Genomic DNA, 20,828 nt, shown 5'->3' with positions numbered 1-20,828 from the left:
GGCACGGAGCGCCGCATCCACGGAGACAACCATGACATCCGCTTCCCCGGCGCTGGCCGCCGATCGCGAAACCGACGCGTCGATCGAGCAACGGGCCGTGCGCAAGGCCGCGTGGCGTTTCATTCCGCTGCTCGCGCTCGCGTACTTCTTCAACTACCTCGACCGCACGAGCGTCGGGTTCGCGGCGCTCACGATGAACCGCGATCTCGGCTTGACCGCGACGCAGTTCGGCTGGGGCGCGGGCATCATGTTCGCCGGCTATTGCGTGTTCGAGGTGCCGAGCAATCTCGCGCTGTATCGCTTCGGTGCGCGCCGTTGGCTCGCGCGCATCATGATCACGTGGGGGCTGATGGCGGCGGCGACCGCGCTCGCGACCGGGCCGACGAGTTTCTATGCGATCCGGCTGCTGCTCGGCATCGGCGAGGCCGGGTTCTTTCCGGGCGTGATCTTCTTCCTCGCGGTGTGGTTTCCGGCGAGTTACCGCACCCGCGTGCTCGCGTGGTTCACGGTGTCGACACCGCTGTCGTCGCTGATCGGCGGCCCGTTGTCGACGTGGCTGCTGCAGCTCGACGGCGCGCTCGGCCTTGCGGGCTGGAAGTGGATGTTCATCGTCGAAGGGCTGCCCGCGTGCGCGCTCGGCTTTTTCGTGCTGAAGCTGCTGTCCGATTCGCCCGCGGATGCCGCGTGGCTGTCGAGCGACGAGCGTGCCGCGCTGCAGCGCGCGTTCGAGCGCGAAGGCGCGGCCGCCGGCCGCAAGAAGCACTTCGGCGTCGCGCTGCGCGACGTGCGCGTGTACGTGCTCGCGCTGATCTCGTTCGGCTTCACGATGGGTTCTTACGGGATCGGCATCTGGTTGCCGCAGATGCTCAAGGCGCACGGCATGTCGACGATGCAGACGGGCTGGCTTTCCGCGGTGCCGTACTTCTTCGCGACCGTCGCGCTGCTGTGGTGGGCGAAGCGGGTGGACCGGCGCGGCGGCCCGGTCGCGAACCTGGCGATCGGGCTGGCCATCGGCGCGGTGGCGCTCGGCGTGTCGACCCACTTCCTGACGCTCGGGCCCGCACTCGTCGGCATCACGCTCGCGCTGATCGGCACGATTGCCGGCCGTACGATCTTCTATACGCTGCCTTCGCGCTTCCTGTCCGGCCAGGCGGCGGCCGGCGGGCTCGCGCTGATCAATTCGATCGGCGCGCTCGGCGGATTCGCGGGCCCTTATCTCGTCGGCTACCTGAAGGACGGCTTCGGCACCTTCACGGCCGGGATGCTCGGCCTCGCGATCGTGCTGGCGATCACGACGCTGCTCACGCTGTCGCTGTACGCATTCGACCGGAGCGAATGACATGGATGCGACCATTTCGATCAAACGACGCCGGTTGCTCGGTGCGGCCGCCGCATCGCTTGCGCTCCCTGCATGGGCCGATACGCGCGCGCCGGCTGAAAACGGACCCTCCCGCATGACGACCCAAGGCAACTATCTCGCAGTGCGAAGCAACTGGCTCGCGTCTGCGCTCGAACCCGCACTCGATCCGGATCTGCCGATCGTCGATGCGCATCATCACTTCTACGAGCGGCCGGGCTGGATCTACATGCTCGACGACTATCTGCAGGACGCGCGATCCGGCCACAACGTCCAGGCATCCGTCTACATGCAGGCGCTGACGCGCTATCGCGACGCGGGCCCGGCCGAACTGAAGCCGGTCGGCGAGACGGCCTACGTCGCCGGCGTGACGGAGCCGCTGCAACGCAGCGGCCCGGCCGTCGCGAAAGGCATCGTCGGGCACGCGGACCTGCGGCTCGGCGAGCGCGTGCGCGACGTGCTCGAAGCGCATGTCGACGCGGGGCGCGGACGCTTTCGCGGCGTTCGACACCTGAGCACCTGGGATGCCGATCCGTCGCTCGCCAACCCGTTGTCGGCGGTGCCGCGCGGGCTGCTGCTAGACCCCGCGTACCGGGCCGGCGTCGCGCAGCTCGCGCCGCTCGGTCTGTCGTACGACGCGTGGCTGTTCTTTCCTCAATTGCCCGAGCTGTTTGATCTGGCGAAGGCGAACCCCGACACGCGGATCGTCGTCAATCACTGCGGCGGCGTCGTGCGGATCGCGAGCTACGCGGACCAGCGGCCGGAAGTCTTCCAGCGCTGGTCGGCATCGATGCGCGAACTCGCGCAGCTGCCGAACGTATTCGTGAAGGTCGGGGGCCTCGGCATGCGGATCAACGGGTTCGATTTCGAGAAGGGCGCGCGGCCGCCGTCGTCAGAACAGCTCGCCGCCGCGTGGAAGCCGTGGATGCTCACGTGCATCGAGGCGTTCGGCGCGAAGCGCTGCATGTTCGAGAGCAATTTTCCGGTCGACAAGGGCTCGTATTCGTACGTGAACGGCTGGAACGCGTTCAAGCGGCTGACCGCACACGCGAGCCCGGACGAGCGCGATGCGCTGTTCCGCGGGACCGTCTCGCACGCGTACCGGCTCGGTTGACGCGTACCGCGCACGTCGCGTCGCGCCAGCTAGCCCGTCTCGACCAGCGCCGCCAGCCGGGCGAGCGCCATGCGCCAGCCGGTCTCGTTGTCGGCCGCCGGCACGCCGGGCGGCACACCGTCGTGCACCGCGTCGACGCGTGTGCCGCCAGCTTCGTCGGACAGCGTGATCGTGATCGTCATCGCGCCGCGCAGCATCGGATCGTCGGTTTCGAACACGTCGATTTCGACGATCCGTTCGTCGGGCACGAGCGTCACGAAGCGGCCGTGATAGGTGTCGGTGTGCGCGGTGGTCTTGCCGGTGCCGTCCGACGGTTCGTCGTAGCTCAGCGACACGCGCAGCGCGCCGCCTTCGCGCGCGTCGTAGGCGAGCACGCGGCACGTCATGCCGTCCGGTACCTTCCATTGTTCGACGGCGTGCGGATCGAGCAGCGCGCGATAGACGCGCCCGCGCGGTGCGTTCAGGTGCCGGCTGACCCGGGTCGAATGCGTGTGCATCTGCAGCATGTGGCCTCCCGCGGAGCGCGCGCGACGGTGCACGCCGGATGCCGGCGTGTCGTCACGCTTCCTTCAGGAATCCTAGGCGCGCGCGCGGCGGCATGCAATGGCCCGCGCACGTGCTAATTCAGCGCAATGCGGACGCGAATTCGTCGAGCTGCGTGATGCAGGTGTTCCAGCCCTCGAAGAAGCCGAGGGCTTCGTGGCGCTCGCGCGTCGCGGCGTCGGGATGCATCACGCGCGCCTCGTAGCGGCAACCGGCGGCGTCATCCGCCATCGTGATGATCGCCGTGAAGCCCAGCCACGGCACCTGCGGCCGCCAGCCGCCCGCGAGCATCGACGTGAACGCGATGCGCGCTTCCGGCACGATGTCGAGGAAGCACCCGGGGTTGTCGCTCGTGCCGCCGTCGGGGCCGCGCATGAACGTGTGGAAGGCGCCGCCCGGGCGCAGGTCGAATGCACGGACTTCGGTGGTCCACGGTTTCGGGCACCACCATTCCTTCAGCAGTTCGGGATCGGTCCACGCGCGCCAGAGCGCCTGGCGCGGCGCATGCAGCGTGCGTGTGATGACGAGGTCATGAGCTTCGGCGGGGTCGACGTGGCGGGTTGACATGCGCGTGCTCCTCCTGGTGGCGGCGTTCGACGAATTCCACGAGACGATCGGCGCGCGCTTCCCACAGCGCGCGCTGCGCGGCGAGCCACTGCTCGGCTTCGGCCAGCCGGCCGCCGACCAGCTCGCAGGTGCGCGTGCGGCCGGTTTTCCGCGTCGTGACGAGGCCGCTGCGCTCGAGCACCGCGACGTGCTTCATCAGCGACGGCAGCGCCATGTCGAACGGCGCGGCCAGTTCCGAAACGGTCCGCACGCCGTTGCCGAGCGCGCTGACGATCGCGCAGCGCGTCGGATCGGCGAGCGCCTGGAATACGTCGTTGATGCCGGGTTGAAAGTTAGCCATGCGGCTAAGTATAGGCAATGCAACGGGAATTTTCGTCGCTTAGGATGATGGGGTGGCAACACGCGCCGACCGGGCCGGGCGTCGTGTTGCCGGGCATTCGCCGACGTTGCGCGGGGCGCGACCGCACGGCGGCATTCCATTCGATCCGGGCGCACGCCGGCCGAGCGCGCGCCCCGCCTGATATACCGGAGAGGGTATGACAGAACCTGTGACCGTCCGCCGCGTCGACGCGAGCGAAGCCCGCGCCTGCATCGACGCGCTGGCCGACGTGCTGATCGATTGCGTCGAAGGCGGCGCGTCCGTCAGCTTCATGTTGCCGATCGAACGCCCGACGGCCGTCGCGTTCTGGACGCGGGTTGCCGACGGCGTCGCGCGCGGCGAGCGCATCCTGCTGATCGCCGAGGACGCGGCCGGCCGGATCGTCGGCACCGTACAACTCGTGACCGCGCAGCCGGAGAACCAGCCGCATCGAGCGGACGTCGCGAAGATGCTCGTGTCGCGTCGTGCGCGCCGGCAGGGCGTCGCCGCGCGGCTGATGGCGGCCGCCGACGACGCCGCGCGCGCCGCCGGCAAGACCGTGCTCGTGCTCGACACCGTGACGGGCGGCGATGCCGAGCGCCTGTACGAGCGGGCCGGCTGGCAGCGCGTGGGCGTCGTGCCTAACTATGCGCTGATGCCCGACGGCGCGTTGTGCGCGACGACGTATTTTCACAAGCAGCTCGCGTAACGGGGCCGGATGCGGTCGCGATCCGGGTTGCGACCGGCGCGCGTGCGCGGCGGCGCAGCAGTACCGGCGCCGGAAGCCGGGTGAACCAGAAAAGCCGGCCGGCGGCGCCGCGGCTCCGATATATTCGTGCTGGAACACGTCACCGCCACGCCAACGGAATTGCCGCCTCGATGAAACGCTCCCGTATCGCCTTCGCCCTCACGGGCCTGCTCGTCGCGGTGCCGATCGCCGCCTACGCGCTCGTCAAGCCGCTGCGCGTCGTCGCGCCCGCGCTGCTGCCCGGCGTGTCATGCCCGAGCGCGGACATCTGCACCGACGATGCCGCGAAGCTCGGCATCGCGCAGCAGCTCTATCGCGACGGCTACGCGCGCGCGGCCGCGGCCGTCGGCCCGTTTCGCGACGCGCCGCGCGTCGTGTTCTGCTCGACGCGCGCGTGCGCCGACCAGTTCGGTCTCGGCGAACGCGCGGCACTGACGCTCGGGGATTTCGGCGTGGTCGTCGCGCCGCGCGGCTGGCAGACCTACTTTCTCGCCCACGAGCTGATCCACCACCGGCAGGCCGAAGTACTCGGCAACCTCGCGGTCGCGACCAAGCCGCGCTGGCTGATCGAGGGGATGGCGTATGCGTTGAGCGACGATCCGCGTCATCCGCTGACGGAGCCGTTCGAGTCGTGGCGCACGCAATTCGCGGCGTGGTATGCGGCGCTCGGCCAGCGGCCGTTGTGGGACGCCGCCAGGGCCGTGCAATAGCGACCGCGCGCGACCGGCGCCGGTCGTGCCGCTACGCCGGCACGGCCGGACCGCCGGGCTGCGCGCCGAGCGTGCGCCGACCCGCGTCGAGGATCTCGTCGGCCAGCGCCGGATCGGCGCCGGCGATCGCGCGCGACAGCACGAGCGCACCGACCATCTGGCTGAAGACGGCGATCGCGTCGCGTCGCGTGTCCGCCGCGGCCGAGCCTTCGGCGGCCACCATCCGTTCCAGCCGGTCGAGATACGCGGCGACGCCGTGCGCGTAGCACGCGCGCGCCGCGTCGGTCAGCCGGGGGGCATCGCCCGCGAAACCCGACAGCGGGCAGCCGGCTTCGACGTTGTCGCGATGCGCGGCCGACAGATACGCCGTCGCCTGCTTCGCGACGCTGCCGGCGTTCGGTGAATCCGCGCGGTCCTGGATGGCCTTCTCCACCACCGCGGCGACCAGCGCATCCTTCGATTTGAAGTGGTTGTAGAAGCCGCCCTGCGTGAAGCCGGCTTCCTTCATCAGCTCCGTCAACCCCACCGCGTCGACACCGCGCACCCGGAACAGCCGCTCGGCGGCCGCGACGATCGCGTTGCGGTTTTCGGCGGCCTGTTGTCTCGAGACGCCCATCGATCCCTCCCTCATTCCGGCAATTGCGTCGATTGAAAAACACAATGGTGATCGCCATTGACGTGTCGAAATCGCGCTGACACAATGCACCGCAAAGACAATGGTGATCGACATTGACATCGAGTGTAGCCGACTTCGCGAATGAAGCGAAGCGACCGGCGCGGCACGGATGGATGTCGGTCCCGGGTGCGGCGTGGCGTGGGCGGCGGACTGCCCGGCTTCCGGCACGGCACCGGCGGAGCAACGGTTCGGTCCGCAATGGCGGCGTGGTTTATCACCGGATCCCGGGCGCGCGGCGAACCGGCGCGAGCGGGACCCTTTCTCCGAAAGGAACGAGCATGAAGATCGAAGGTGCAGTGGTGTTCGTCACGGGCGCGAACCGCGGGCTCGGCCGCGAGTTCGCGAAGCAGGCGCTCGAACGCGGGGCGCGCAAGGTCTATGCGGGCGCGCGCGATCCGGCCAGCGTGACGCTGCCGGGCGTGGTGCCCGTGAGGCTCGACGTGACCGATCCGGCGACGGTCGCCGCGGCCGCCGATATCGCGCGCGACGTCACGCTGCTGATCAACAACGCGGGCATCGCACGACTCGGCAGCCTGACCGACGACGGCGCGCTCGACGCGTTGCGCGATCACTTCGAAACCAACGTGTTCGGGATGCTGGCGATGTCGCGCGCCTTCGCGGGCACGCTGGCCGGCCACGGCGGCGGCGCGATCCTGAACGTGCTGTCGGTTGCGAGCTGGGTGAACCGGCCGATCCTGTCGGGCTACGGCGTGTCGAAGTCGGCCGCGTGGGCGCTGACCAACGGGCTGCGGCATTCGCTGCGCGAACAGCATACGCAGGTCGTCGGGCTGCATGCGGGGTTCATCGATACCGACCTGACGGCCGGCCTCGACGTGCCGAAGGCCACGCCGGCCGACGTCGTGCGCCAGGCCTACGAGGCAATCGAAGCAGGGGAGGAGGAAGTGTCGACCGACGAGTTCACGCGGCAGGTGAAGGCCACGCTGTCGTCGGGCGTCTATCTGGAAGAGCCGGCGCCGCGTTGACGCGGCCGGCAACGCGATCCCGCCGCCCGCTCGATGAGCGCGTCGGCGGGGCGTTTCGTCAGGCCGTCGTGTCGATGATGCCCGGGATCTTCACGTCCGGGTTCACGTCCGCGTCGTAGTCGACGCCGGCGATCTCGAAGCCGAACAGGCGCAGGAACTCGGTCTTGTAGCCCGCGAAGTCGGTCATCTCGTACAGGTTCTCGTTCGTGACCTTGTCCCACATCGCGACGACCTTGTCCTGCACTTGCGGGTCGAGCTCCTTGTAGTCCGCGCGCAGACGGCCTTCCTCGTCGATGTGCGGCGTCGCGCCGTACAGGCTGTCCTTCAGGAGCCCGTACACCTGCTCGATGCAGCCTTCGTGCGTGCCCTTTTCCTTCATCACCTTGAACAGCAGCGACAGGTAGAGCGGCATCATCGGGATCGCCGAGCTCGCCTGCGTGACGACGGCCTTCAGCACCGACACGCGCGCGTCGCCGCCATGCGCGGCCAGCTTGTCGCGGATCGACAGCACCTTCTTGTCGAGATCCTTCTTCGCTTCGCCGATCGAGCCGTTCCAGTAGATGTCGTGCGTGATCTGTTCGCCGAGATACGTGAACGCGGTCGTCTTCGCGCCGTCGGCCAGCACGCCGGCTTCATCGAGCGCGTCGATCCACATCTGCCAGTCCTCGCCGCCCATCACGGCGACGGTGCCGTCGATCTCTTCCTGCGTCGCCGGCTCGAGCGACACTTCGCGGATCACTTCCTTGTCGGTGTCGAGGCCGCGGAACGTGACCGACTTGCCGACCGGCTTCAGCGTCGAGCTGATCGTTTCGCCCGTCTTCGGGTGCGTGCGGCGCGGTGCCGCGAGGCTGTAAACGACCAGGTCGACCTTGCCGAGATCCTGCTTGATGGTGTCGATCGTGATCTGCTTGACCTTGTCGGAGAAGGCGTCGCCGTTGATGCTGCGCGCATAGAGCCCCTTTTCGGCGGCGAATTTCTCGAACGCGGCGCTGTTGTACCAGCCGGCGGTGCCCGGCTTCGTTTCGCTGCCGGCGCGCTCGAAGAACACGCCCAGCGTGTCCGCGCCCGAGCCGAAGGCGGCCGAGATCCGGGCGGCGAGGCCGTAGCCGGTCGACGCGCCGATCACGAGCACCTTCTTCGGACCGTTGGCGATCGGGCCGTGCGAAGTCACGTAGTCGATCTGTTCCTTGACGTTGGCTTCGCAGCCGACCGGATGAGTCGTCACGCAGATGAAGCCACGCACGCGCGGTTTGATGATCATGGGAGAACCTCTAGTCAGAAAGGCGCGGACGGCCTGAAATCGGAAAAATCCCGCGCATTGTAATGGAAGCGGGCGGCAGGGCGGGAAAGGCGAGCCGTGACGGCGGTCGCAGTTGGCCGCGGGCGGATCGTCGAGGCAGCCATTCGCGGCGCCGCCCGTTATTTCTCTCTTGACAGAAATAACTGAAAAAACTAAATTCCCCGACATGGAACTCACACCGATTGCCGAACGATTCATCCTCCACTGGGGCGAAATGGGCTCGCGCTGGGGCGTCAACCGCACCGTCTCGCAGATTCACGCGCTGCTGTACCTGGCCGGCCGGCCGGTTGCGGCCGACGAGATCGCCGAGACGCTCAACGTCGCGCGTTCCAACGTCAGCACGAGCCTGAAGGAACTGCAGGCGTGGCGGCTCGCGAAGGTCGTGCACGTGCTGGGCGACCGGCGCGACCACTTCGAGACGTCGACCGACATCTGGGAACTGTTCAAGCTGATCGTCGAAGGGCGGCGGCAGCGCGAGATCGAACCGACGCTCACGGTGCTGCGCGATTGCCTGACGAGCCCGGAGATCGCCGACGAGAGCCGCGAAACCGAACAGCGCATCCGCGACACGCTGCAGTTCGTCGAGACGCTCACGACCTGGTCGGACGAGATGCTGCGGCTCAAGCCCGACACGCTGATGAAGGCGCTCGGCATCGGCGCGAAGATCAGCCAGACGGTCAGGCGCAAGTCGTCGAAGTAAGCGGTACCGGACGTGCGGGCACGCAGCCCGCTTTTTTTGAAAGTTAAATTTCTGTTTTTACAGAAATAACTGTAGGTAAAGGACGAAAATGAACAGGGCATCGCGATCGACCCGCCGGCATGCCGCACCGCGGAGTGCGACATGAACATCCTCCTCTGCGGCGCGAACGGCTTCATCGGGCGGGCGCTGGGCGCGCGGCTCGAAGCCGGCGGCCATCGCGTGCTGCGCGGCGTGCGGCATGCGGTCGGCCCGCACGACGTCGCGATCGACTTCGCGAAGGACGTCGATCCCGATGCGTGGCTCGCCAGGCTCGACGGCGTCGACGTGGTGATCAATGCGGTCGGGATCCTTGCGGACCGGCGCGACGCGACGTTCGACGCCGTGCATCGGGCGGCGCCCTGCGCGCTCTTCACCGCGTGCTGCCGTGCCCGCGTGCGACGCGTGATCCAGATCTCGGCGCTGGGCGTCGAGCGCGGCGACACGCCGTATTTCGCCAGCAAATACGCAGCCGACACCTTCCTGCGGACGCTGCCGATCGATTACCGGATCGTGCGCCCCGCGCTCGTCTACGGCGCTTCCGGCACGTCGGCACGATTCTTCCGGATGCTCGCGAGCCTGCCCGTGCACGCATTGCCGGCGGGCGGCCAGCAACGGCTGCGCCCCGTGCACGTCGACGATCTCGCCGAACTCGTCGCGCGGCTCGTCGATGCGCCGGCGGCCGGCAACCAGGTCATCGACGCGGTCGGCGGCGACGAAGTCGAGTATCGCGAGATGCTGAGCGTCTATCGCGCCGCGCTGGGCTTCCCGCCGGCGGCGCGCATCGCGCTGCCGGGCCCGCTGGTCGGTGCGGCGGCCGCGCTGCTCGGCATGCTGCCGGGCGCGATGCTGACCCGCGACACGTGGACGATGCTGCGCGGCGGCAACACCGGCGATCCCGCGGCGCTCGCGGCCGTGCTCGGCCGGCCGCCGCGCGGGCTGCGGCATTTCATCGGCGCGGACGCGCCCGCACTGCGCCGCGACGCGCTCGCGATGTGGCGGCGGCCGCTGCTGCTGGGCGCGCTCGCGATCGTCTGGATCTGGACGGCCATCGTCAGCGCGTTCATCCATCCGCGGCACGACAGCCTCGCGATGCTCGCCCGCGCGCACCTGACCGGGCTGCCCGCGCTGATCGCGCTCTACGCGGCCAGCGCGCTGGACTTCGCGTTCGGCGTGGCGACCGTCGTCGCGCCGTCCCGCCGGCTGTGGGCCGCGCAAGGCGCGCTGATCGTCGCGTATTCGGCCGTCATCGCGGTCACGATGCCCGGCCTGCTCGCCGAGCCGTTCGGCCCCGTGCTCAAGAACGTGCCGATTCTGGCGATCCTGTTGATCCTCTTTTCAGAAGAAGAACACGCATGAACACCTATCTCGTGATCAAGACGCTGCATATCCTGTCCTCGGTGCTGATGGTCGGCACGGGTTTCGGCACCGCGTTCTATCTGTTCTTCGCGAACCGCACGCGCTCGGTGCCGGCGATCGCCGCCGTGTCGCGCCTCGTCGTGCGCGCGGACTGGTGGTTCACGACGCCGGCCGTGCTGTTCCAGCCCGCATCCGGGCTGTGGCTCGCGCATACGGCCGGCTGGCCGTGGACGACGCCGTGGCTGGTCGCGTCGATCGTGCTGTATGCGGTCGCGGGCGCGTGCTGGCTGCCGGTCGTATGGCTGCAGATCGAACTGGCCGCGATGGCGAAGCTCGCGCATGCGAACGGCGATGCCGCGCTGCCGGAACGGTACTGGCGCTATGCGAAGCGCTGGGAGCTGCTCGGCTATCCGGCGTTCTTCGCGATGCTGAGCGTTTATTTCCTGATGGTGCTCAAGCCGATGTGAGCGAGGCAGCGCGGCCTGAAACAGCGATTTCGCCTGACGCGCTGTCGATTCTCGCGGGCTCGTGTATAACTTCGACGGGAGCGCGTCCGGGCCGTGTCGCGCCTCCCGAACGCTTCGCATTCGACCTCACAAGGAGCCTGCATGCTGCACATCCTCGGCAAGATCCCGTCCATCAACGTCCGCAAGGTGCTGTGGCTGTGCACCGAACTGAACCTGCCGTTCGAACAGGAAGACTGGGGCGCGGGCTTTCGCACGACCAACGATCCGGCCTACCTCGCGCTGAATCCGAACGGCCTCGTGCCGGTCATCAAGGACGACGACTTCGTGTTGTGGGAGTCGAACACGATCATCCGCTATCTCGCGAACCGCTATGGCGGCGACGCGCTCTATCCGGCCGAGCCGCAGGCGCGCGCGCGGGTCGATCAGTGGATCGACTGGCAGGGCACGGACCTGAACCGCTCGTGGGTCGGCGCGTTCCTCGGCCTCGTGCGCAAGTCACCCGATCACCAGGACCCGGCGGCGATCGCGCAGTCGATCGCGGGCTGGACGAAGCACATGCAGATACTGAACGCGCAGCTCGAAGCGACCGGCGCGTTCGTGGCCGGCGATCGCTTCACGCTCGCGGACATTCCGATCGGCCTGTCGGTGAACCGCTGGTTCGGCACGCCGTTCGAGCATCCGGATTTCCCGGCAGTGAAGCGCTACATCGAGCGCCTGGCGACGCGCGAAGGTTTCCAGCAGTACGCGGGCAGCGCGAACCCGTAACGCATCGCATGTCGCGCGCGGCGCGGCGGCGTGATTTGCCGCCGCAGCGCCGCCGCGCCGCGGCCGTCACGAGCCCGATGCCGGTACGGCCTCGAGCACGCGCGCGAGAAACGCCTCGTGATTCCATGCGGATTCCGGCCGCGACAGCCCGAGCCGCACGACCACCAGCTCGCGACTCGGCACCACGCTCACGAACTGGCCTTCATGGCCGACCGCATGAAACGCGTCGACGGGCAGCGGGCTCGCGTGCGCATTGCGATCGTTGAACGGCTCCGGCACCTTCACCCACAGATGCGCGCCGAATTCCTGGCGCGTCGACAGCGGCGTCGCGCGCGTCAGGTAGCGCACCCAGCCTTGCGGCAGCAGCCGCTGCCCGTCCCACACCCCGTCCTGCCGCAGAAGCTCCCCGAAGCGCGCCCAGTCGCGCGCGCTCGCATACATGAACGACGCGCTGCCGAGCGTGCCGGCCGCATCGGGCTCGAACACCGCGCTGCGCATGCCGAGCGGCGCGAACAGCGCGCGGCGCGGAAACGCGAGGTAGTCGCCTTCGCTGCCGCCCATCGCCTCGCGCATCACGCGCGCGAGGATCGCGCTCGTGCCGCTCGAGTAGTACCACTGCGTGCCGGGCTGCGCGGCAAGCGGCATGGCCGACGCGAAACGCGCGGTGTCCGGCTGCGTGAACAGCATCACGGCGACGTCGGACAGCGGGTCGTCGTAGTCCTCGTTGAATTGCAGGCCGCTCGTCATCCGCAGCAGCTCGTCGAGCGTGATCGCCGCGCGCGGATCGCCGCTGTCGCGCCATTCGGGCAGCAGCGCCGACGCGTCCGGCGACAGCTTGTGCTGCGCGACGAGCATGCCGGCCAGCGCGGCCGTCACGGTCTTCGTCATCGACCAGCCGGGCAGCGGCGTGTCGGCCGCGAAGCCGGGCGCATAGCGTTCGGCGATCACCTGGCCGCGCCACATCACGACGACCGCGCGGGTGCGCCGCGGCCGGGTCGGATCGGGTTCGTCGAACGCGCGGTCGAGCGCGGCCTGCAGCTTGCGCGCGTCGATGCCGGCGGGCGGTGCGGCCGGCGCCGCTTCGTGCGCGGGCGGCGGATCGGGGACGGGCGACAGCGCGGCCGGCAGCACGCCGGGCGACGGTCCGAGCGCGAGCGTGCAGCCGAGCCCGGGCCGGAAGTCCGCCTCGCGTCGCGCGAATCCGGCGAAGGTCGCGACGGCGCGACGATGCTCGGGATCGATCGACGGACGCACCAGCTTCAGCAGCGGATGCACGCCGGCCATGATGTCGACGTCGATCACCGACGCGGCCGGACGGCCCGACACGAACACGCCGGAACACAGCGCCTTCGCGGCATAACCCGTCGCGATCGGCGCGAGCCGCGACAGCATGTAGCCGGTATAGCCGAGCGCGGCGACGAGCGCGACGGCGGCACCACGCAGGATCAGCGATTTGAAGGGGATCGTCATGCGCGAGCGTCCTCGGTGGCGTGCCGGCCGGCAACGATGGCAACGATGCGGCAGTGTCGCAGGTTCGGGCGAGCGGTGGCAATCGCGGGGGCGGGTGACGCCGGGCGGCGTCGGTCAGGCGGCATGGTGCCCGGCGTCTGCGAATCGCATGTGTCGATCGCGCAGGTTCGAACGGGCCGCATGCGGCCCGTTCGCGTGATGCGTCATTGTGCGTTGCCGTTGTCCGAACGCAGTGTCCAGACCGTCGCGGTATTCGTGTTGTCGTCGACGGCCGCGAACTCCGGCTGGCCTTTGCTGCCGCGTCCGAACGCAAGTCCGAATGCCGCGCCCGGCACGGTATCGACCTGCATCTGCGCGACGAAGCGCCCGTCCACCGTGAATTCGACGATCTCGCTCGGTTGCAGCGGGTCGGGGTTGACCGCGTCGCCGTTCGCGGTCACGAGATGGCCGTTCGGCGCGAGCGCCAGCGCGAGCGGGCCGTGCAGGTGAGCCGCATCGAAGTAGATCATCCGTCCGACGCCGCCGTTGCGATGCGTCGTCGCGGCATTCTGGATCGCGAACACCGCGTTGTCGCCGGTCGAGGCGACATACAGGACGTCGATGTCGGGATCGTACGCGAGGCCGGTCGGGCCGACGACGAGCGCAGCGGGATCGGTCCGGTTCACGTAGCCCGATGCGATGATCTGCGAGCCCGGCAGCATCCTGACGCCGTCGCTGCCGATCATCAGCTCGATCCGTGCGACCGTCCCGTTCAGCACGTTCGACACGAACGCGGTCACGCGCTGGCCGCGGTCGATCACGGTCATGTCCCACGGTCCGTCGAGCAGTGTGCTGCTCGACAGTTGCGTGACGAGATTGCCTTGCGGACCGATGACGAGCAGCGAGCCCGGGGGGACCACGGTCTTGCCGTCCGGCGCCGGCACGTTGCCGACCAGCACGAAGCCGCTGCGCAGCACCGCGAGCGCGGTCGTCAGGCCGAGATTGCTGCCCTGGAAGAACGTTGCCGGCGTCTTGCCGGGCGACAGCTTGACGACCGTCGTGCCGGTGCCTTGCGTGTTCGATGCCGCGTTGAAGTTGGATACGACGACGTCGCCCGGTTTCAGCGTGCTCCAGCTTGGCACGCCGCGCGGCACGAACGCGATGCCGTACGGATTGACGTCGCCGTTGGCGGGCACGGTCGACGCCGTGACCGACGAGACCGGCAGGATGGAATTGCCGCCGCCGGCCCACGCGAAAGCCGACGACAACGCGATCAGCCCCGCGCCGAAAGCCGCGCGGCATAGCGTGCGCGCCATCGTGCGGCAGGCGTGGGCGAGGATCGGCGGATGAACGGCAAACACGGGCGGGGCGGGCGAACGACAGGAGGGGAGAGGGTCCATGGCATGACTCCGGTTGATGATCGCGAGCAGTCATCCCGGCTGCCGGCCTGCGCAGCGCGCGGATGTCCGGCGCGGATCCGCAGTCTTGCCGTGCGAGTCCGCACTCGAAATAAACGGATCGCGACGGCCGGATATTCCATCCGGCGACGGGCATTGCACGCGAGTCGGCGCGCATTGTTCGCCGCCATGGCGCCACGGCCTGACAAGTTGAAATCCGGACCGCCGTCGCCCGATAATCGTCCGGCATCGTTCCCAGTCACACTGCAATCGCAAACATCGGAAAACGCCCATGTCCTACGACAACAACAACCCGTTCGCCCGGATCCTGCGCGGCGAACTGCCGTGCGTGAAGGTCGCCGAAGACGACGCGACGCTCGCGATCATGGATCTCATGCCGCAGGCCGACGGTCACGTGCTCGTGATCCCGAAGGAGCCGGCCGCGCAGATCTTCGATCTGTCCGGCGACGCGGCCGCGGCCGGCATCCGCATGACGCAGCGCGTCGCGGCGGCCGTGCGCGCGGCGCTCGGGCCGGACGGCGTGTTCATTGGCCAGTTCAACGGCGCGGCGGCGGGCCAGACGGTCCCGCACGTGCATTTCCACGTGATTCCGCGCTGGGAAGGCGTCGAGCTGCGGATGCACGCGCGCGACATCGCCGATTCGGCGACGCTCGAATCGGTCGCCGAGCGGATCCGCGCGCGTTTCGTGTAACGCGTGGACGGCGCGTGGTTCGGGCGGCGCCAGCGGGCGCGTGCCGCGACGCCGTGCGCGCCTGTTTCAGCGGTCACACCACGTAACACGTGTAACCGCTCGCGAAACGTGTCCCGGTGGCCCCGGGCGCTAGACTCCGCGCATTGCCGCATCGAGCGACGGGAAGGGCCGGTTGTCTCTTCCGTGCCGGCCGTCGCAGGCTGCGACGGCGCGGCTTTCGCGAGATGCAACGTGCCCTCTTCGCCGGGAATCGAGCCATGTACAAAATCCTCATCACGTTTGCGCTGATCGGCGGCCTGTCCGGCTGCTATGTCGCGCCGCCTTACGGCTACTACGCGCCCGCGCCGGCCTACTACGGCTATGCGCCCGCCTATTACGCACCGCCCGTCAGCGTCGGCATCGGCGGCAACTTCCGCATTCGCTGACCGGGCGGCAGGTGCGGGCGCCGCCCGCACGTCGATCGGCCCCGTCGTTCGACGCTCGGCCGCCGCTTTCCGCAGGGACGACTCGCGCGCCGCATGATGGCGCGCGTGCGCATGGCCCGCCCGGGTTCCTATACTTCACAGGAAAGCCCACTCCGGCGAGGCAGCCATGGCCGTTACGCGCAAGGTCGCAATCGTGACGAGCGTGTCCACGCTCGTCTATCTCGGGCTCGCCGTGCTAGGCATCGGTGGGTTCGCCGCCTTCTTCTCGCATCCGCAACTGACCGTCATTGCCGTCGCGACGCTCGCGCTGGCCGTCGCCGCGTTGTTCACCGAAGGCAACCTGAGCGCCGGCGAACGCGAGAACCGCGACAACCGCTGGGTGCTCGCGGCGTTCGCGGCCAGCGGGTTCCTGCTCGCTTACCTGCCCGCGCTGACCGACCGGCTCGACGTATGGACCTTCGGCGGCGACACGGTGCGCTGGATCGGCGTCGTGCTGTACGTCGCGGGCGGCGTGCTGCGCATCTGGCCCGTGTTCGTGCTCGGCAAGCGCTTCAGCGGGCTCGTCGCGATCCAGCCTGGCCACACGCTGGTGACGGACGGTATCTATCGGAGAATTCGCAACCCGAGCTATCTCGGCCTGCTCGTCAATGCGGCCGGCTGGGCGTGCGCGTTCCGCTCGGGCATCGGGCTGCTGCTCGTCGCGTTGACGATGATCCCGCTGGTCGCCCGCATCCGTTCCGAGGAAGCGTTGCTGCGCGCGCAATTCGGCGCCGAATACGACGCGTACTGCGCGCACACGTGGCGGCTGCTGCCGGGCGTGTACTGACCCTCGTTCGTCCTGGATGGCCCGGTCGATCCCGGCCGGCTCGTGGCGCACCCGCGATGTGTTGCCACGTGTGTCCGAACCCGCGCGACGGGCGCTTCCGGCACCGCCTTCGAGTGCGGCCGGCCCACGGCCGGAGCCCGTGCCGGCGGGCTTTGCAGGCAGTTTTCGGCAACCTTTTCCGGTCCTGTTGCGGTAAACAACTTGTTACCAGAATGTCGACGGCAACGGGGCGCGACCGATGCTATTCTTCGCCGCAAGCTCATTGAAATGAATTGGTCCGGGATTCGGCACAATGCCGGCATCGACGTCGATCGATTCAGATCGTCGTATCGAGCGGACCTTCAATAACCAGATTGCGAACAAGGAAGAATACGGGAATGTGGAAGAAAATCGCCCCCACTCTCGTCGTCGCCGTGCTGACCGGCGCGACCGCACTGCCGGCAATGGCCGGTGACATGAACAACGCGCTTGGCGGCGCGCTCGGCGGGGTTGCCGGCGCAGCGGTCGGCGGCGCAGTCGGCGGCAGCACGGGCTCCGTGATCGGCGGCGCGATCGGCGGCGGCGCGGGCGGTGCCGTGACGTCGAACCGTCGCGAACGCACCGGCGCGATCATCGGCGGCGCACTCGGCGGCGGCGCGGGTACCGCGGCCGGCAACGCGATGGGCGGCCGCACGGGCGGCCTGCTGGGCGCAGCCGTCGGCGGCGGCGCCGGCGCGGCGCTCGGCGGCAACCTGTCGCGCAACTCGTACGACCGCGGCGACTATGGCGATCGCGGCCATCGTCACCGCAAGCATCGCCATCACCGCGACTGGGACTGATCCCCGCGGGCGCGGCACGGTGCGCGGTTCGCGCACCCGCGCGCCCGACGCGGTGGCACCCTCCGACAGCCGGCCCGGCAGCTTCAGCCGGGCGGCCGTCGCCGGCAAGACCGGCACCTTCTCCCCTTCGGCAGTTCATGCCCAGCCTCGTTCGACGGCTTGGCGCCTTCTCTCCCGCCTGACTTTTCCCAATTGTAGACGGCATCTCCCGTTGCATCGACATGCAGCCGGGCAGGTTCGGCCGACCCCGTTTCGATATTGCTGATCGACGCGCTGGCGTCCGGTCATCAGGATTTCCCTCATGCGCCGACGCATCCGCGACACGCGTTCGCCGGCCGTCGCGCACCGCGGCGGGTAGTGGGAAATCGAATGGATGGCATCGCAACATTTAATTGGTCGATCAGGATCGACTTCGCTATTGTCAACGCTGCCCGCGTACGGAATCGAACCGTGCCGTCCCCCGTGCCCCGCCGCATCACCCCGAGTGTCCGCGGCCCGGCCGCCGGACCCCAAGCATGGCGCGCCCCGCCCGCTGAACCGGGCGGACCCGTCGCGAAGCCTGGCCGACCGTACGAAGGCGCCCGCGCTTTCAAGCCACCCCGGCAACGATGTCCCGCCGCCGCATGCGTGCCCCACGCGCGTGCCGCGCCTGCCGTTGCGACCCGGGGCCGGACCAACCCATTGCCTGGATGCTTTATGTCTAAGACAACGTATTACGCGCCGCATGGCGGCCACCCGCCGCAGACCGATCTGCTGACCGATCGCGCGATGTTCACCGAGGCGTATGCGGTCATTCCGAAGGGAGTGATGCGCGACATCGTCACGAGCTGGCTGCCGTTCTGGACCAACACGCGCCTGTGGGTGATCGCGCGTCCGCTGTCGGGTTTCGCCGAAACCTTCTCGCAGTACATCGTCGAAGTGAACCCGGGCGGCGGCAGCGACAAGCCCGAGCAGGACAAGAACGCCGAAGCCGTGCTGTTCGTCGTCGAGGGCGAGGCCGAGCTGACGCTGCAGGGCAAGCAGCACACGCTGAAGCCGGGCGGCTACGCATTCATTCCGCCGGGCGCCGACTGGACGCTGCACAACGTCAGCGATGCCGCCGTGCGTTTCCACTGGATCCGCAAGCACTACCAGGTCGTCGACGGCATTGCGCTGCCGGAAGCGTTCGTGACCAACGAGCAGGACGTCGAGCCGATCCCGATGCCGGGCACCAACGGCGCATGGGTGACGACGCGCTTCGTCGACATGAGCGACATGCGTCACGACATGCACGTGAACATCGTGACCTTCGAGCCGGGCGGCGTGATTCCGTTCGCCGAGACGCACGTGATGGAGCACGGCCTGTACGTGCTCGAAGGCAAGGCCGTCTATCGCCTGAACCAGGACTGGGTCGAGGTGGAAGCGGGCGACTTCATGTGGCTGCGCGCGTTCTGTCCGCAGGCTTGCTATTCGGGCGGCCCCGGCCGCTTCCGTTACCTGCTGTACAAGGATGTGAACCGTCACATGAACCTGACGCTGAATCCGGCGCGTTAAGCGTCGCGCGCGTCGGACACGAAAACCCGCTGGTGCATGCCGGCGGGTTTTTTTTATTTGGTTCATTGACCCAACCTGAAACAGATTGACACCTTTTCGCAGAGACGAAGATGTACCAAATGGAGCAAGGGATCAGGCGGACGCAGTGTGCACTATAGTCGCGCTTTCAAGCTGTAGGCGATGGCCCGCTAATATGTGATGCCTCGACGGCCGGGCGCTCGGCAACCCGTAGACGCCAGGATTGCCGGATTGAGCTACCCGTGCATGTCTGGTAGCGTCTCGGCCAAAACTACGAGGGCTGAACCATGCCGGCATCATGCATTTTCGTTTTGAATGGTCGACCGATTTCTTCCCTGTCCTGCGCGGGCGCAGGGTCCGTTCCGGCTTTCAGCGGTATGCCGGAAGATCGCGACAAACCGGAGTCGGTTGCCAAACCGAAATCGGGTCCGCTACCGCGCGGTCTCTACTACATTGTCGATAGACAGACCGGCGGCCGCTTGGGATGGCTCTACGATTTCGCACGCGCGAACCTGTACGGAACGAACCGGGAAAAATGGTTCGCGCTGTACCGCGCCGACGGAAATATCGACGATTCGACAATCATCAACGGCGTGCGCCGGGGTGCGTTCCGACTCCATCCGAACGGCCCGCTGGGGCGAAGTGAGGGCTGCATCACTGTGAACGATCCTCAAGACTTCGAAAGATTGTCTGCATTCATTCGCGCGCAAGGTGCAACGGTTCCGATTCCCGGCACCGACATCAAGGCATATGGAATCGTCGAGGTCAGGTAATGAAAGCGGTCCGCTACAGCATCAATGTTCTTGCAACGGGCGCTCTCGGCGTGCTGCTCGCGCGCTGGTTCGTCCGACTTCCAATCGAGACGTCGATCCCGTCAACCATCGAATCGATGATGGCGCTTTTCGGCGTCGACACGATCGCACATGCCGATGAGGTTGAAGGAATCGGGCTCCTTCTCGTTCTCGGTGTTTGCCTTGGAATCGCGGGTCTGATCGTATGGGGCGTGAATCGGTTGATGCGGCGATCGACGCGCCCGGTTGACCGATGACATTCGCACGAATCAACTCGCCCATCTGACGTGGGCTTTTTTCGGGCGATGCGATGCGATTCGATGCGACCGGAGCGGCAGTGCGCGCGTGCTACAGACCCAGCGCGTTCGCGGCCAGCCTCGCGACCTCCAGCCGCGTATCGGGCGGCAACTCATTTTCCATCAGCCACACCGCCGACAAGCCCGCCCACGCGAAGATCCACTGCAGCAGCCGGCGCCGCTCGAGTTGCGCTGCCTCGGCGACGAGCACGACGCGACGCTCGAAGCGCGCGGGATCCACAGCGATGTCGTGCGCGGGATTGCAGAACAGGTTCGCGTAGTCGAACGCGCGATCGCCACGCAGCCCCTTCGGGTCGATCGCCAGCCAGCCGCGATCGCCGAAATACAGCAGGTTGCCGTGATGGATGTCGCCGTGCAGCACGACGTCGTCGACGGGCGGCACGGCCAGCAGCCGGTGCGCCGTCTCGGCCGAACGCCGCAGCACGTCGTCGTCCGTGTCGTGCGACAGCAGCGCGTGGAACCAGTCGGGCAGCGGCACGACCGCGGGCGGAGCCGGTGCGCGATGCGCATGCAGCCGCGCGACCACGCGGCATGCGATCCGGATCGCGTCGTCGTCGTGTCCCGCGGCGGACAGGCCGGTGAGCGTCGGCGCCGGCTGCGCGCGTTCGAGCAGCACCGCGTCGCTGTCGTGCAGCCACACGCGCGCGGCGCCATCCCCGTTCCACCAGGTCATCAGCGCATTGCCGCGACGCTCCTCGTCGCAGGTCGCGACTTTCAGCATTGCCGGCCGTGTGCGCCAGACGACCGGCAACAGGCCGCCGCTCGCGGTCAGGATCGGGCCGCCGTCGGGAACGAGGCCCCACAGGTCGAGGTATCGATCGAACATCCGACGATGGTACAAGCGAACCGGCTCGCGCGC

General features: G+C 68.1%; 24 protein-coding genes. 16 read left to right on the top strand and 8 right to left on the bottom strand.

The annotated features are described in order from the left end of the window. Positions 1-31 precede the first annotated feature (31 nt). Together NQV17_RS13860 and NQV17_RS13855 are read left to right on the top strand one after the other, a co-directional pair. Positions 32-1,339 (top strand): MFS transporter, encoded by a 1,308-nt coding sequence (locus NQV17_RS13860; protein WP_044848509.1) that lies wholly within the window; start codon positions 32-34, stop codon positions 1,337-1,339. 1 nt (position 1,340) lies between these two features. After that, on the top strand, positions 1,341-2,471 hold the full coding sequence (locus NQV17_RS13855; RefSeq protein WP_257772718.1) for an amidohydrolase: 1,131 nt from the start codon (positions 1,341-1,343) through the stop codon (positions 2,469-2,471). 29 nt (positions 2,472-2,500) lie between these two features. Here the strand turns inward: NQV17_RS13855 and NQV17_RS13850 are convergent, their stop codons facing one another. The 3 genes from NQV17_RS13850 to NQV17_RS13840 form a co-directional block, all read right to left on the bottom strand. Then, on the bottom strand, positions 2,501-2,977 hold the full coding sequence (locus NQV17_RS13850; RefSeq protein WP_044848511.1) for an SRPBCC family protein: 477 nt from the start codon (positions 2,975-2,977) through the stop codon (positions 2,501-2,503). 118 nt (positions 2,978-3,095) lie between these two features. Next, the gene (locus NQV17_RS13845; protein ID WP_124486100.1) at positions 3,096-3,581 is read right to left on the bottom strand and encodes an SRPBCC family protein; all 486 of its coding nucleotides are present in this window, start codon (positions 3,579-3,581) and stop codon (positions 3,096-3,098) included. After that, a complete protein-coding gene (locus NQV17_RS13840; RefSeq protein ID WP_257772717.1) occupies positions 3,544-3,921 on the bottom strand; it encodes a helix-turn-helix transcriptional regulator in 378 nt (125 codons plus the stop codon). Before NQV17_RS13840 ends, NQV17_RS13845 begins: the two co-directional genes overlap by 38 nt. A gap of 196 nt (positions 3,922-4,117) precedes the next feature. On the opposite strand from NQV17_RS13840, the gene NQV17_RS13835 reads away from it, so the two are divergent. Together NQV17_RS13835 and NQV17_RS13830 are read left to right on the top strand one after the other, a co-directional pair. Further along, the gene (locus NQV17_RS13835; protein WP_257772716.1) at positions 4,118-4,648 is read left to right on the top strand and encodes a GNAT family N-acetyltransferase; all 531 of its coding nucleotides are present in this window, start codon (positions 4,118-4,120) and stop codon (positions 4,646-4,648) included. A 170-nt stretch (positions 4,649-4,818) separates the two neighbouring features. Beyond that, positions 4,819-5,397 (top strand): hypothetical protein, encoded by a 579-nt coding sequence (locus NQV17_RS13830; RefSeq protein ID WP_257772715.1) that lies wholly within the window; start codon positions 4,819-4,821, stop codon positions 5,395-5,397. Between the two features lie 31 nt (positions 5,398-5,428). On the opposite strand, the gene NQV17_RS13825 is transcribed toward NQV17_RS13830, so the two are convergent. Continuing rightward, positions 5,429-6,013 (bottom strand): TetR/AcrR family transcriptional regulator, encoded by a 585-nt coding sequence (locus tag NQV17_RS13825; protein ID WP_257772714.1) that lies wholly within the window; start codon positions 6,011-6,013, stop codon positions 5,429-5,431. Between the two features lie 338 nt (positions 6,014-6,351). Between NQV17_RS13825 and NQV17_RS13820 the strand changes: the two genes are divergently transcribed. Beyond that, complete coding sequence (locus NQV17_RS13820) at positions 6,352-7,056, top strand: SDR family oxidoreductase (RefSeq protein ID WP_044848517.1); 705 nt, start codon at positions 6,352-6,354, stop codon at positions 7,054-7,056. A 58-nt stretch (positions 7,057-7,114) separates the two neighbouring features. Here the strand turns inward: NQV17_RS13820 and fabV are convergent, their stop codons facing one another. Further along, positions 7,115-8,317 carry an enoyl-ACP reductase FabV gene (gene fabV, locus NQV17_RS13815; protein ID WP_257772713.1) on the bottom strand — a complete coding sequence of 401 codons (1,203 nt, stop codon included), beginning with the start codon at positions 8,315-8,317 and terminating at the stop codon, positions 7,115-7,117. A 205-nt stretch (positions 8,318-8,522) separates the two neighbouring features. On the opposite strand from fabV, the gene NQV17_RS13810 reads away from it, so the two are divergent. The 4 genes from NQV17_RS13810 (at position 8,523) to NQV17_RS13795 (ending at position 11,683) form a co-directional block, all read left to right on the top strand. Continuing rightward, positions 8,523-9,056 carry a GbsR/MarR family transcriptional regulator gene (locus NQV17_RS13810; protein WP_006760784.1) on the top strand — a complete coding sequence of 178 codons (534 nt, stop codon included), beginning with the start codon at positions 8,523-8,525 and terminating at the stop codon, positions 9,054-9,056. A gap of 141 nt (positions 9,057-9,197) precedes the next feature. After that, positions 9,198-10,451 carry an SDR family oxidoreductase gene (locus tag NQV17_RS13805; protein WP_257772712.1) on the top strand — a complete coding sequence of 418 codons (1,254 nt, stop codon included), beginning with the start codon at positions 9,198-9,200 and terminating at the stop codon, positions 10,449-10,451. Continuing rightward, positions 10,448-10,918 (top strand): DUF2269 domain-containing protein, encoded by a 471-nt coding sequence (locus NQV17_RS13800; protein ID WP_124666353.1) that lies wholly within the window; start codon positions 10,448-10,450, stop codon positions 10,916-10,918. Before NQV17_RS13805 ends, NQV17_RS13800 begins: the two co-directional genes overlap by 4 nt. 141 nt (positions 10,919-11,059) lie before the next feature. Beyond that, positions 11,060-11,683: a glutathione S-transferase family protein gene (locus tag NQV17_RS13795; protein ID WP_044848521.1), complete on the top strand. Its 624-nt coding sequence runs from the start codon at positions 11,060-11,062 to the stop codon at positions 11,681-11,683. Between the two features lie 66 nt (positions 11,684-11,749). Here the strand turns inward: NQV17_RS13795 and NQV17_RS13790 are convergent, their stop codons facing one another. Further along, positions 11,750-13,153, bottom strand: a complete 1,404-nt coding sequence (locus tag NQV17_RS13790; protein ID WP_257772711.1) for a serine hydrolase — start codon at positions 13,151-13,153, stop codon at positions 11,750-11,752. Between the two features lie 203 nt (positions 13,154-13,356). Further along, positions 13,357-14,532 carry a hypothetical protein gene (locus NQV17_RS13785; protein ID WP_257772710.1) on the bottom strand — a complete coding sequence of 392 codons (1,176 nt, stop codon included), beginning with the start codon at positions 14,530-14,532 and terminating at the stop codon, positions 13,357-13,359. Positions 14,533-14,821: 289 nt separating this feature from the next. Here NQV17_RS13785 and NQV17_RS13780 point away from each other — a divergent pair, with 289 nt between their 5' ends. The 7 genes from NQV17_RS13780 to NQV17_RS13750 all read left to right on the top strand — a co-directional run bounded on the left by NQV17_RS13780 (position 14,822) and on the right by NQV17_RS13750 (position 19,909). Beyond that, positions 14,822-15,241 (top strand): HIT family protein, encoded by a 420-nt coding sequence (locus NQV17_RS13780; RefSeq protein ID WP_257772709.1) that lies wholly within the window; start codon positions 14,822-14,824, stop codon positions 15,239-15,241. 257 nt (positions 15,242-15,498) lie between these two features. Continuing rightward, on the top strand, positions 15,499-15,666 hold the full coding sequence (locus tag NQV17_RS13775) for a hypothetical protein (RefSeq protein WP_185500310.1): 168 nt from the start codon (positions 15,499-15,501) through the stop codon (positions 15,664-15,666). 166 nt (positions 15,667-15,832) lie between these two features. Continuing rightward, on the top strand, positions 15,833-16,492 hold the full coding sequence (locus NQV17_RS13770; protein WP_257772708.1) for an isoprenylcysteine carboxylmethyltransferase family protein: 660 nt from the start codon (positions 15,833-15,835) through the stop codon (positions 16,490-16,492). Between the two features lie 377 nt (positions 16,493-16,869). Next, positions 16,870-17,310, top strand: a complete 441-nt coding sequence (locus tag NQV17_RS13765; RefSeq protein ID WP_124486109.1) for a hypothetical protein — start codon at positions 16,870-16,872, stop codon at positions 17,308-17,310. Between the two features lie 696 nt (positions 17,311-18,006). Next, the gene (locus NQV17_RS13760) at positions 18,007-18,843 is read left to right on the top strand and encodes a bifunctional allantoicase/(S)-ureidoglycine aminohydrolase (RefSeq protein ID WP_059608096.1); all 837 of its coding nucleotides are present in this window, start codon (positions 18,007-18,009) and stop codon (positions 18,841-18,843) included. 305 nt (positions 18,844-19,148) lie between these two features. Continuing rightward, positions 19,149-19,634 carry a DUF2778 domain-containing protein gene (locus NQV17_RS13755; RefSeq protein WP_257772707.1) on the top strand — a complete coding sequence of 162 codons (486 nt, stop codon included), beginning with the start codon at positions 19,149-19,151 and terminating at the stop codon, positions 19,632-19,634. Then, positions 19,634-19,909: a hypothetical protein gene (locus tag NQV17_RS13750; protein ID WP_257772706.1), complete on the top strand. Its 276-nt coding sequence runs from the start codon at positions 19,634-19,636 to the stop codon at positions 19,907-19,909. The genes NQV17_RS13755 and NQV17_RS13750 overlap by 1 nt, the downstream gene beginning before the upstream one ends. A gap of 91 nt (positions 19,910-20,000) precedes the next feature. Here the strand turns inward: NQV17_RS13750 and NQV17_RS13745 are convergent, their stop codons facing one another. After that, a complete protein-coding gene (locus tag NQV17_RS13745; RefSeq protein WP_257772705.1) occupies positions 20,001-20,795 on the bottom strand; it encodes an aminoglycoside phosphotransferase family protein in 795 nt (264 codons plus the stop codon). Between the last annotated feature and the right edge of the window lie 33 nt (positions 20,796-20,828).

This window comes from Burkholderia sp. SCN-KJ, from assembly GCF_024656005.1.
In the GTDB taxonomy this organism is placed as follows: domain Bacteria; phylum Pseudomonadota; class Gammaproteobacteria; order Burkholderiales; family Burkholderiaceae; genus Burkholderia.
The sequence above is the reverse complement of the archived record's forward strand: the minus strand, read 5'-3'. Positions and strand labels throughout refer to the sequence as shown.